Source organism: Pseudidiomarina fusca, from assembly GCF_032227045.1.
Taxonomy (GTDB): Bacteria; Pseudomonadota; Gammaproteobacteria; order Enterobacterales; family Alteromonadaceae; genus Pseudidiomarina; species Pseudidiomarina fusca.
The window spans coordinates 1-278 of sequence record NZ_JANFPJ010000031.1 but is presented as its reverse complement, the minus strand read 5'-3'; the positions used below and the strand labels follow the sequence as shown (position 1 = coordinate 278).

At 47.5% G+C, this 278-nt stretch carries 1 protein-coding gene; it reads right to left on the bottom strand.

The window, feature by feature from the left end; all coding sequences use genetic code 11:
- Nucleotides 1–278: ATP-binding protein (locus NOG12_RS11665; protein ID WP_313933344.1), on the bottom strand; the 278-nt coding region annotated here is incomplete at both ends.

Genomic DNA, 278 nt, shown 5'->3' with positions numbered 1-278 from the left:
CTTTTTGAGCTCTCCCTTCATTTCGGCAAGCTCAAGTTCCTCTACCAGCGTCAATGCGTTTCTGAACAAAACTTTATATCCAGCTTGGATTGCTTCATGACCGATCCCAATGGCCAAGTGGGTCTTGCCCACGCCCGGCGGGCCAATAAAGATCACATTTTGGCGCTCATCAATAAAGCTAAAGTCGAGTAACCCATTGATTTGGCGCTTGGTTACCGTAGTCTGGTGACGATAATCGAACAAGTCGAGACGTTTTTCATTTGGGAACTGTGCCTGTC